Annotated in this window: 12 protein-coding genes; 7 read left to right on the top strand and 5 right to left on the bottom strand. The window is 38.1% G+C overall.

Annotated elements, in window-relative coordinates; all coding sequences use genetic code 11:
• On the bottom strand, nucleotides 1-242 hold a 242-nt coding region (locus CN514_RS12700; RefSeq protein ID WP_286141666.1), incomplete at its 3' end, for a MarR family transcriptional regulator.
• A 593-nt stretch (nucleotides 243-835) separates the two neighbouring features.
• On the opposite strand from CN514_RS12700, the gene CN514_RS26840 reads away from it, so the two are divergent.
• On the top strand, nucleotides 836-1,057 hold the full coding sequence (locus CN514_RS26840; protein WP_098232909.1) for an IS3 family transposase: 222 nt from the start codon (nucleotides 836-838) through the stop codon (nucleotides 1,055-1,057).
• Nucleotides 1,058-1,441: 384 nt separating this feature from the next.
• On the opposite strand, the gene CN514_RS12690 is transcribed toward CN514_RS26840, so the two are convergent.
• The 3 genes from CN514_RS12690 to CN514_RS12680 form a co-directional block, all read right to left on the bottom strand.
• The gene (locus CN514_RS12690) at nucleotides 1,442-1,990 is read right to left on the bottom strand and encodes a winged helix-turn-helix transcriptional regulator (protein ID WP_098232908.1); all 549 of its coding nucleotides are present in this window, start codon (nucleotides 1,988-1,990) and stop codon (nucleotides 1,442-1,444) included.
• A gap of 418 nt (nucleotides 1,991-2,408) precedes the next feature.
• Nucleotides 2,409-3,308, bottom strand: coding sequence for an alpha/beta hydrolase (locus CN514_RS12685; RefSeq protein ID WP_098232907.1), 900 nt, complete (start codon nucleotides 3,306-3,308; stop codon nucleotides 2,409-2,411).
• Between the two features lie 42 nt (nucleotides 3,309-3,350).
• Nucleotides 3,351-4,763, bottom strand: coding sequence for an MFS transporter (locus tag CN514_RS12680; RefSeq protein WP_217993926.1), 1,413 nt, complete (start codon nucleotides 4,761-4,763; stop codon nucleotides 3,351-3,353).
• 222 nt (nucleotides 4,764-4,985) lie between these two features.
• On the opposite strand from CN514_RS12680, the gene CN514_RS12675 reads away from it, so the two are divergent.
• The 4 genes from CN514_RS12675 (at nucleotide 4,986) to CN514_RS12660 (ending at nucleotide 7,841) form a co-directional block, all read left to right on the top strand.
• Nucleotides 4,986-5,813, top strand: a complete 828-nt coding sequence (locus tag CN514_RS12675) for an enoyl-CoA hydratase/isomerase family protein (RefSeq protein ID WP_098232906.1) — start codon at nucleotides 4,986-4,988, stop codon at nucleotides 5,811-5,813.
• 1 nt (nucleotide 5,814) lies between these two features.
• Nucleotides 5,815-6,531, top strand: coding sequence for an SDR family NAD(P)-dependent oxidoreductase (locus tag CN514_RS12670; protein WP_098232905.1), 717 nt, complete (start codon nucleotides 5,815-5,817; stop codon nucleotides 6,529-6,531).
• Nucleotides 6,528-7,319, top strand: coding sequence for an SDR family NAD(P)-dependent oxidoreductase (locus tag CN514_RS12665; RefSeq protein WP_176525893.1), 792 nt, complete (start codon nucleotides 6,528-6,530; stop codon nucleotides 7,317-7,319). The genes CN514_RS12670 and CN514_RS12665 overlap by 4 nt, the downstream gene beginning before the upstream one ends.
• A gap of 159 nt (nucleotides 7,320-7,478) precedes the next feature.
• On the top strand, nucleotides 7,479-7,841 hold the full coding sequence (locus CN514_RS12660) for an ATP-dependent DNA ligase (protein ID WP_176525892.1): 363 nt from the start codon (nucleotides 7,479-7,481) through the stop codon (nucleotides 7,839-7,841).
• Here the strand turns inward: CN514_RS12660 and CN514_RS12655 are convergent.
• Entirely contained in the window at nucleotides 7,834-8,091 is a 258-nt protein-coding gene (locus CN514_RS12655) for a hypothetical protein (protein ID WP_098232902.1), read from the bottom strand. The genes CN514_RS12660 and CN514_RS12655 overlap by 8 nt on opposite strands.
• A gap of 627 nt (nucleotides 8,092-8,718) precedes the next feature.
• On the opposite strand from CN514_RS12655, the gene CN514_RS12650 reads away from it, so the two are divergent.
• Nucleotides 8,719-10,206 (top strand): spore germination protein, encoded by a 1,488-nt coding sequence (locus CN514_RS12650; RefSeq protein WP_286141665.1) that lies wholly within the window; start codon nucleotides 8,719-8,721, stop codon nucleotides 10,204-10,206.
• Nucleotides 10,199-11,121 (top strand): Ger(x)C family spore germination protein (locus CN514_RS12645; protein WP_098232900.1); only part of this gene is annotated, 923 nt, incomplete at its 3' end. The genes CN514_RS12650 and CN514_RS12645, both read left to right, overlap by 8 nt.

Genomic DNA, 11,121 nt, shown 5'->3' with positions numbered 1-11,121 from the left:
GATATAACTCGTCTTTCGATAAACCCATTGGTTTCCAATCGGTCAAGTAACCCAGTGATTGTCGCACTGTCCAACTGAAGCACTTTACCCAGTTTAGCACCAACCTGTCCGTCTTTTTTCCAAAGGATATTAAGCAAAGCGAATTGAACTGGCGTAACACCATAAGGTGATAACTTAGATTTACTTATTTGATTTACTTTTTGCAAAGCTTTTCCTAGAAGGAAATGTACACATATGTCCATTACCTTTACCGCCCTCAATTCTTTAACTCTATATATTCTTACTATTCTGACTATAACACGCATACAAGTGACTTGTATACTAATATTTTGTATACAAGTTATTTCTTTAGCGATTCTTTTGTTTCATTATATTGAAACCTCATCCAATGTTACCTAGCCTTATATGAAGTTCGTGTTCCTTAGGCCGGAAATTTGCCGCCGACTTCCTTCAGATTCCGCGTCACCACGGACACCCTTGTCTTAGGCTAACCACTACTACTGCCTTCATAGCTCGGGACTTGCACCTATAGGTGATGTACATGCTGGGCGCACATAAAAAGGTCTACCGAAGTAGACATCGCAATTCAACTAACGCATGCTTTAAGTTAATAAGACTCGATATTTTCTTTGTTTAAACTTTCTTTTTTTGGTGTAAAAAGAAGTGCAAAAGGAATAAGGGGTACCGCCAACATTTCGGAAATTTTGTACGCTAAGTGAAATTTAAGTTAAAATAAGTCGAATTCCCGTACGTTGTCCACGATACATTACTACATAGTGATCAAGGGTATCAATACACCTCCAAGAAATATAACCTACTTTTAAATAAATACAAAATGAAAGTAAGTATGTCTAGGAAAGGTAATTGTTATGCTAATGCTTGTATAGAGGGTTTTTTTAGCCATTTTAAAGCAGAATGTTTCTATAGAAATGAGTTTCATGAGAAAGAGGAAGTTTTAAAAGTCGTAAAAAGATATATGAAGTATAACAATAACAAACGATCTCAAAAAAAATTAAACAACTTTAGTCCTATAGAGTTTAGAACTAAGGCTGCTTAATGAAAAGGCATCTAATCTATTACTGTCTACTTGACAGGGGTAAGACCACAATATAGGAATCATCTCTTAGCTGCTTCTTAACTCTTTTATTCATGTGTCCTTGACATGGGTACCAGTTTAACTTACTGGCATACAAGAACCGTTTCGGAATTGAGGTAAAGAAATGATGGATCCATTAACAGTTACGGTTACTTGTGCCTTACTAGGCGTGATTTTCACAGTCCTGTTTGGCGTCCTTAATCTTGTGTTTAAAAAGGGGTCTCGCTAACATTTAGCAGAAAACATACGCTAAGGTGTCCAGCTACTTCTGATTTTCTGAACGATTTCTTAGCGTATATTTTTGGCGTTTTGCTGGCAGTACCCCAAACAACATCAACACCAATACTACTTTTTAAGAGCAGTTTTATTATTCTCTAAACTTGATTTTTCAACATTTGTATTAGAACGGCGACGAGGGGTGTCTACAACAGTGGCATCTTCTATCGGATCACATCGAAGGGATTGCACGACAAGAAGATCTTCAGGACTCAGCTCTCGTCCATCCTCAGCTAATAACATCATCCGCTTAGGTGAAAGGCCTGTTTTGGCATCAATGGCCCGGTTAATCATTTCACTATCATCGAATAAATGTTGCTGTCCCCATTGGCGCAGTGCTGATAGAACCAAATGAAGATCGCGGCCTTTATCAGTCAATATGTAATTATGGGAATTACCCATCTCTGATTTATGAACCTCAAAAATCCCCTCATTGACTAATTTCTGTAAACGTGCAGAAAGAATATTCGTTGCTACACCAATGTGGGAGCGAAAGTCATTAAATCGAGTTACGCCATGCATTGCATCTCGCAATATCTGTAAAGTCCATGTGTCACCAACAACGTTAAGGCTCCTATCGATAGGACATGGAGAATTAGCAAAATCGCTGTGTTTCATTTTAATTAACCCCTTCTTCTATTGATATAAGCTATTGTATCCAGATATTACTACTTATAAGTTACATCAAAACAAAGTAAGCGTCAAATAGCCCCTTATCCCAAAATCAGGATAAGGGGCTATTGACGCTTATAAAACAAATTAATCTTATCCCTAACCAAGTGTCTGAGTTTAGCACGAACCAAGTTACATTAAACGAATACCTTATGGCAGTCTGCTAGCAACTATCAAATATGGGCAATATGACTAATCAATAGCGCTCTCAACTCATACTAAACAAATATCAAGCGCAATTACCAGCGTTTACCACTATAAACTTATGCGAAAAATATTTGCTCTCGGCATTAGACTATCAATAACTTAATAAATCAAACTAACCTTGAGCAAATATCTTCAACTATCCCTAATAGCCTATCAATTACCCTTTTAGATTTTTATTAAAAAAGGCTACAGCTGCACTAGAGGTCTGCTCAAAACCAATCAAATATGGATCGAAGTGGCCACCCGGGATCATCAGCAGCTCCTTCGGCTCAAGCGCACGCTCATATGCTGATAGCGCTAAATCAGCAGGCGTAATAGTATCCTCAGTAGCCACCACCATTAAAAGAGGCGTAGGAGATATTTGATCAATCCAATGCCCTGGATCGTATGAGCGAGCACGGCGATTAGATTGAATCGTGACGATATTGTCCCATTTTCCCGGTGGAATATCCTGCAAATAAAAAGCGATAGCATCTGAACTACGGTAGGAAGCGCGCTCCTCAAGATTGGCACTCACCAAGCGTTGTGAAACTGGGGGATGACCTTTTGCTTGAGCAACTTCATCAGCCGCAAACTCTCGTTCAACTTGAGCAACCAAATGAGGAGCGATACGTCGACGTCCGCTCTCAAAACCACTTGTCGTTGGTACTTGAGTATAAACAGCACGAATTCGGCGATCGGTAGCGCCTAATACAATTGCATGTCCTCCTGAATAACTAGTACCCCAGATACCAATCTTCTCAGGGTTAACGACATCTAATGTCTGAAGATACGAAATCACGCGACGCCAATCTTCAATTTGACGATAAGGATCGATGTCTTGGCGAGGCTCTCCATCACTGTCACCAAACCCTCGATGATCATGCAAACAAACGACAAACCCAGCTTCAGCGATGCGGCGTGCAACACGCTCAATACCATGATACTTGGTACCTCCGAAGCCGTGTGCCATAGTAATGGCAGGATGCAGGCCCTCGGTGCTCGGTGTATACAACCAAGCACCGAGATTAACGCCATCTGGTAGAGAAATATTAATATCCGTTCTTATAGTATCCATAGTTACTACCTTCCTTTGAATTGAGTAATATAAATTATTAAGTTATGCACCTGGCTTAGTAATCTTCTTGCTCGATGAGCCTAAGCCATAAAATGGTGATGATGAATAATCAGCCGATTCAGGACTCAGATCAACATCTGAGCGATTTCTAAGTATCAGTGTCGCCACTAGACTGATTAAAGTTAAAACACCAATATAGATACCCACTGAATATAATGACCCGGTCGATTTAACTAAAACCGCTGCAATCATCGGAGCAAATGCACCACCTATAATCGCTCCAATCGAATATGAGATGGCAATACCGGAATAACGTACATTGGCAGGAAATAGCTCAGCAAAATAGGCAGCCATTGGCCCATATGTAAACATCATTGCAACCTGATAAACAGTAACGCCAAAGAATAGGAACCAGACATTACCACTCTGCATTGAGAGAAGCAGTGGGTACGTAGCCACTAATATCATTATCCAACCAATGATATAAGTGTTACGCCGACCAATACGATCAGAAAGCGCAGCAGAAATATAAACAGCGACAACCCAAAACAAACCGGAAAAAGTAACAATCTCAAAAGCCGTTCCTTGGCTTAAAGGAAATGGGTGTGTTGCGGAAGTAACATAACTCTGCCAAAACCCTCCTGCCACTATATAAGATGGCCCACTATTACCCGCGTAAACTAGTGCTGATATAATCACTAACAATGCATTATTACGAAATAATTGTCTTACTGGTAGACGACGAGTAGCCCCTTCCTTCGCCATTTGAACAAAAACAGGAGACTCATCAACACGGCGTCTAACCTTATTACCTGCATAGATCAAAACAGCACTCATTAAAAATGGTACTCGCCAGCCCCATTCCAAAAATGCTTCTTGGCCTACAATCGCTGTCATACCAGCAAGAGCGCCTGTTGAGAGCAACAAACCCATTGGTGCGCCTATTTGCGGAGACGCACCGAATCGACCACGTTTCCCCTTCGGTGCTGACTCAACTGCCATCAATACAGCTCCACCCCACTCACCTCCTGCAGATAAGCCTTGAATGATCCGCAGCAATATGAGTAAGACTGGAGCGGCAAATCCAATTTGAGCGGCTGTTGGAATAAAACCAATCAAAATTGTGGCCCCCCCCATCACGTACAACGTAATTACCAACATACGTTTACGCCCAATTTTATCACCAAAATGGCCTGCAAGGATTGCACCCAGTGGACGGAATAAAAAACTGATACCGATTGTTGCTAATGACAATAGGAAAGCGGACTGAGCGCCAAATTCCTCATAGTACAGTGGCCCAAACACGATTGCGGCGCACTGTGCATAAAGGAAAAAGTCATACCATTCAATCGCGGTTCCAATCCCCGTCGCAAATAAAATGCGCCTTCTCTCCTTGTTCCCATTTGTCTGTGTTGCCTTCATTGTAATGTCTTCTAGAGCGTTATTACTTTTCATTATGTTCCTCCTTAACCCCTTAATTAATAGAATAAAATTTAACTCGCGAATTGTCAGCGTTTTCAATTTAGTGATACTAGTTGCAATTCGCAAGTTAAATTGTTAGTATTTTCAGTATAGTTATTTCAGTTGCAATTTGCAAGTGACATTGTTAATATTTTCAGTATAGTGATATTAGTTTGAATTCACTAATTATTTTAAAGTAAAAGGAGATCCTTAATTATGAAAGTAACATTCAAATCAATGACCACTGAATTAAAAGCCGGCGTTTTGTGGGTAAGCATCGACAACCCGCCAATGAACTTGATCGATGAAAAATTCGTTCGCGATCTCATCACGCTGCTTGACGAAACACAAAAAGATGATAAATGTCGAGTTATCGTTTTCCGTAGCTCAGATCCAGACTTTTTCATTCCCCACGTTGACATGAACAAAATCGCAGAATACACAGCAGTAGCCGCGACATCAGGTGGGCCAGATGACATTAGTCTTGGTGCGCTGTATCGTCGATTAAGCGAGTCTCGCCCCGTTACTATCGCTATGTTAGAAGGACGTGCACGAGGTGCTGGTGGGGAATTTCTATATGCTTGTGATATGCGTTTTGCTTCGCTTGAACATGGAGTTATCGGTCAACCTGAGATCGGAGTTGGCGTCTATCCTGGTGCCGGCGCCATTCAACATCTTGTACGCCTATGTGGCCGTGGTAATGCTATGGAAGTCATCCTAGGATCAGACGATTGGAATGCTCAAGAAGCTGAACGCATTGGAATAATCAATCGAGCAATTCCTCAAAATGAACTATTACCTTTTGTCACCGCACTTGCTGAAAGAATTGCTAAATTCCCAGAAGCAGCGGTTCGACTTGCCAAAAGAAGAATCAATGCCGCAGGACTTCCACCAAAAGAAGACGTTCAAGTGGACTCTGGCTTTTTCCAAATTCTAGCCCGTGATGACTCAAGCGCAGCGCGCATTGCCGCCCTCAACGAACGTGGTTTTCAAACACGTAGTCGTGCCGAGTTGGAATTCGGCGATGTCTTAGGAGAAATTTAACATGGACATGAACGGAAAATCTGTGTTTATAGCCGGCGCAGACGGTGGGATAGGTCAGCCACTGTGCCAACTATTTACGCAAGCAGGTGCAAAAGTATTCCGTGGAGTAATGCATGAAAGCACTATGCCACTGACAGTAAGTATCGATGTTACCAATCCAGCCAGCGTCGCTTCGGCTGTCAATATCACAGGACCACTTGACTTAGTTATTAATGCCACAGGTATTTTACGCCATCCTGTTAATAATCCCGAAGAAGGAATTCTGGTGGCCAAAGACGAATTCGAAGTCAACTGCTTCGGTATGTTAAGACTTGCTCATGCATTTTTACCGTCTCTTCGTCAACGCGCCAACAGCCGTTTAATCAACCTTTTATCAGTCACTGCTTGGGTTGCCCTTCCCTCGCACGCAGGATATGCAGCATCAAAAGCAGCCGCTTGGTCATATACCAACTCATTACGATTAGAGTTTGCTCAATATGGCGTTGGTGTAACTGGCGTGATACTCGGCTACACGGATACTCCGATGACACAACATATCAATGGCCCGAAAATCACACCGGATGTTATTGCCCAAGCTATTTTTGAGGGTATTAAAAATGAGGAAGATGAAATTCTCTGCGACAAACGGAGTCAAGACGTAAAATCAATGCTATCGGATGACCTTGAACTCATCTATCGTCCTCTATTGAATAAAACAAAACAGGAGGCACAATATTGAACCATATAAGCGACGCACCCAATGAGTTTGCCTTATACCCCGACCTTAACGGCACCACTTTTCTTGTAATAGGAACAGGAAGCGGTATTGGACAACAAATCGCGCAAAAACTTGATCACAACGGTGCTTCTGTTGTCTGCGCTGACATTGACGAAGCAGCTGCAAAAACCGTAGCCGCGAAGTTACAACAATCTCTCGCCATTACAATGGATGTCACTAATCCCACAGCAATCGCAGAGGTCTTTGATAAAGCTGAATCAACATTCGGTTCTCTCCATGGTGTCATTGATGTGGTCGGCATGCTAAAACCGAAACCCATTGCAGAAGCGGATGAAGCACACTGGAAATGGCATTTTGAAATTGTCTTTGATCATGCAAGAAGAGTGGCCAAAGAAGCAATACACAGACTTAACCCTGGCTCAAGTGTTACCTACGTAACCTCAGCGGGAGGGTTTGCTGGTCTTCCGAATAATGCACCTTATGCTGCAGCCAAGGCGGCACAAATTTCCTTGATTCGAAGTGCGGCAGTAGAATTTGCAGCAAAGGGAATTCGCGTAAACGGCGTAGCCCCTGGAGTCATAGGCAACCCTAGAATGGAAGCCTTTCTCGACTCATCCGGTAAACGTGAAGCCACTGAAGCAGTCATTCCAATGAGACGCCTAGCACAACCAAGAGAGGTCGCAGACTCATTGCTATTCTTAAGTAGTCGATCTGCCTCGTACATTACCGGTCAAGTCATCGTTATCGATGGTGGCGTCCAAAATAGTTGGCCCTATCCCCCAATATAAGATCATTTATTTTTACAATAAAACGGTATAAGCCCGTTGATCATGGACAAGCGTGTTGATATAGTCATCACATATATCAACACGCTTGTCTTCATTTTTAGGTTTTTTATACTCATATGTTCCTTAACGTTGTAAATCCGCGTTTTGCTGGTGGTACCCTTGCTAGAAAGTATCTTAACAGATGATAAGAGAATTGCGTTTGTCCAACACATAGAAGGTCAAGGAAGCGAGTATTTTGATCTTGTTAAAGAAAAAGACTTCGAAGGGATTGTTTTAAAGAAAGCAGATTCAATATATCGTCCTGGTAGTCGGTCACATGATTGGAAAAAGGTGATTGCCTATAAGTATGAAAATAATATTTATATAACTGGATTGCGAAAAAAAGAATTTGGTGTACTGCTTTCGTTTGAAGATGGCTCACCAGCTGGATTAATGGAATTTACGAAACCCGAAGACCGAAAAAACTATATGCAGAATACAAGAAATACATCCGAACAGAAACCGACGATTTCATTTATTTAGAACCTAAACTAAAAGGCATCGCGTACCCTAGCATTTTTTCACTAACAAACGAAGCCAAATAAGTTTTTGAATCCCCCAATCGAACAACTTCGATTATTTTAGGATCCATTTCATTTTCTTCATCTCTATTAATAAATTTCTCTACATAAGTTTGAATCGACTTATTGTTATTTTTCACATGATATTGTTTATTGTAGTAAATTGAGTAACCACTAATTATTACAATAAAAAGAATGATAATTTTCCTCATTAATTTCACCTCATATTATAGATAGTCCAAGTATGAGTCATTTCTATTAATTAGTATTCCATCTTATAAAATTTAAACCCCTTGCCTTATCAATTTAACAGCCAGTTAGCGCAATAAAAAAGGGACTACCGAAGTAGTCCTATGTTACTCAACTACTATGGAAGTAAGTTAAAAACTTCCATTCACTGTGGTGAATTATTAATTCATGGTTGGCTAACGCGCCAGTTAGTTGTACAAAAAGGTCACTTATTCGTCTCTTTTCATGTTCTGAAGAGGGCACAATAAGTGATGGAGTACAGCCATTTTCATTCACTGTTGTGAATCTTTTATTCATGGATGGCTAATGCATGCTTTATTTGAATAAGATCGTAGAATGACTGTCTAAATTGACAGTCATTTTTGAAATATCGAATATCAACATTTTACTTTGACAGAGCCTAATATTTAAAAGTTTTACTAGTTAAAGTAATGTAATTGTTTTACGATTCTCATATGTTAAAAACGTTTAGGCAGGCTCACAGATACCAAAATATATTAGACTTTTCAATTCCCGAAGAATCTATTATGAATAGTTCTGAGATCCAAAACAAAGAATAATTGATAATAATCAATTAGGGTGAAATGAAAATGAATAGCCAACAAATATTATCATTCGATGGGCTTATTAAGATTGCAAGGAAATCAAGAGACTTTAGTCAAATAGAAAAAACAATTAACGATACGAAAATACTGATTACATACTTTTCTACTTTGATTAATCATGAGCTAATGCAAAATATATTTCTACCCAATTTAAAAGTAAAAGATATCGATTTAAAAATCAGTACTTTAAAGGAACTTCAAGATCTATTGCCACTTGAAGAGATGAGTATTACAGATGATTTAAAAGAGATTGAAAATAAATTATATAAAGGTCAAGTCATTGTACAAATTGAAAGTGATTCGTCAAGTTTTCTATTAATTAATCTTAATAATGGTTTAACAGGTTTAAGACAATTTAATGATTCTGAAAATGAGTTTAGTGTCGTAGGACCTAAAATGGGTTTTGTAGAAGATATTGATACAAACATTAACCTATTAAGAAGAAAAATTAATTCACCAAAACTTGTAACGGAAGAAATAATCATTGGATCATTATCAAAAACCAGAGTTATGATTGCCTATTTAGATGGAATTACGAACGTCAAATATATTGAAACAGTAAAAGAAAAGTTAAACAGTATTGATTTTGATATTGTTTGGGATACTTCTACTTTAGATCAAATTATTAGGGATAATCAAAATACTCCCTTCCCTCTTTATTTATCAACAGAGAGAATTGATCGGATTACTTATGCAATTACTAGTGGTCAAGTTGCAATATTTAGCGATGGAACACCTTATGCAATATCAGGCCCTTCAACATTGTTAGATTTTTTTACTTCTCCAGAAGATTATTATTTAAACTGGGTTTTAGGTTCTTTTTTTCGATTTATTCGAATTATAGGTGTGATTTTTTCTGTTTTTTCTTCTTCAATCTATATTGCATTATTAACATTTCATTATGAAATGGTCCCAAAGGCTTTATTAGGACCAATTATAGAATCGAGAGCTGATGTGCCATTCCCCCCCTTTCTAGAAGTCATTTTTTTAGAACTTACAATTGAGTTATTACGTGAAGCTGGGGCACGATTACCAACAAAGGTTGGACAAACTTTAGGAATAGTAGGAGGTATCGTAATTGGACAAGCTGCTGTTGCTGCTGCATTAACAAGTAATATTTTATTAATCATTGTTGCGCTTTCAGCATTGGCATCATTTACTACACCTATTTTTGTCATTTCAAATACAATTCGAGTATTAAGATTTCTTTTTATAATATTGTCCTCTTTATTTGGAGGATTAGGAATTATGGTAGGTTTTGTATTAATATTGGGACATTTATTTAGATTGAAATCATTTGGGACACCTTATTTGGTTCCACTGTTTCCGTTAAGAAGTTCAGTTTCAGATACAATCTTTAGACTACCTTTTAAAAAAAATAATACTAGACCAAGTTATCTCCACCCACAAATACATGAAAAATATAAAAAATATAATAATCCGAAGCCAAGAGGGGATTTGAATGATGAATAGATTGAAAAATTCCAAAAGGAAAGTAAAATTCATTATTCAAATTGTTCTATCAATCATTTTATGTTTCCTATTAAATGGATGTATTCCTAAAAATATCATTGATGAAATCGGTATCATTCATATAGCTGGAGTTGATGTAGAAAATGGCATGCTTAAATCTAGTGTTATTTTTCCTAATTATACGGAAGATAAAAAAGCTACAATGGTCTCAGTACTTGCTAAAGACCCTGCAGAATTAAAAGCTAATATTGGCTATAAATCTCAATATCACAATGTAATGGGACAAATTCAAACATTCATTTTAGGGGATACATATAGTAAGTTAGGTATTTCTAAAGTGATAGAATCAGTCTGTAAAGATCCTGTTATTCTTAATGTATCATTTGCTGTTAGTGAAATACCGATAGACGAAGTTATGAAACCGTTATTAAAGAAGACTCCTCTTTATTTAACCAATGTAATTGAGCAAGGTTACAAATATGATGGTCTACCAGAAACAAACTTACACTCTCTCGAGTCACAATATTATGACAAAGGTACTGATATATATCTTCCAACCATCAATCTAGATAATGAAGGCGAAATACAATTAAATGGACTAGCAATATTTAAAGGTGACAAAGTTAAATTAAAAATAACTAACAAAGAAGGGTATATTTTAAAAACACTAACTGAAAAAAATAAGAAAGGATATTATGAGTTTTTGGTAAATGAACCAAATAAAAATAATGATAAATCACAAAAATTGGATATCAAGAAGGAGCAAAAAACAAACGGAGAGAATTTAAAAAACAATTTTTCAATTGAAACATTATACGGAGAACATAAAATTAATATTATCAATAAAGAAAAAGCAAAAATTGCTAAAATCAATTTAACATTAAATATTAAACTTAAATCATTACCAGAATGGAC

Origin of the sequence: Bacillus sp. AFS001701, from assembly GCF_002559405.1 — a bacterium.
Taxonomy (GTDB): domain Bacteria; phylum Bacillota; class Bacilli; order Bacillales; family Bacillaceae_G; genus Gottfriedia.
Note: the sequence above shows the minus strand (reverse complement) of the source record. Positions and strands in the feature narration are given on the sequence as shown.

Bases quoted from the DNA above. Each gene is read 5' to 3' on its own strand.
- CN514_RS26840 (WP_098232909.1), top strand. From the start codon at position 836: ATGAAAGTAAGTATGTCTAGGAAAGGTAATTGTTATGCTAATGCTTGT.
- CN514_RS12690 (WP_098232908.1), bottom strand. From the start codon at position 1,990: ATGAAACACAGCGATTTTGCTAATTCTCCATGTCCTATCGATAGGAGC.
- CN514_RS12685 (WP_098232907.1), bottom strand. From the start codon at position 3,308: ATGGATACTATAAGAACGGATATTAATATTTCTCTACCAGATGGCGTT.
- CN514_RS12680 (WP_217993926.1), bottom strand. From the start codon at position 4,763: ATGAAAAGTAATAACGCTCTAGAAGACATTACAATGAAGGCAACACAG.
- CN514_RS12675 (WP_098232906.1), top strand. From the start codon at position 4,986: ATGAAAGTAACATTCAAATCAATGACCACTGAATTAAAAGCCGGCGTT.
- CN514_RS12670 (WP_098232905.1), top strand. From the start codon at position 5,815: ATGGACATGAACGGAAAATCTGTGTTTATAGCCGGCGCAGACGGTGGG.
- CN514_RS12655 (WP_098232902.1), bottom strand. From the start codon at position 8,091: ATGAGGAAAATTATCATTCTTTTTATTGTAATAATTAGTGGTTACTCA.
- CN514_RS12650 (WP_286141665.1), top strand. From the start codon at position 8,719: ATGAATAGCCAACAAATATTATCATTCGATGGGCTTATTAAGATTGCA.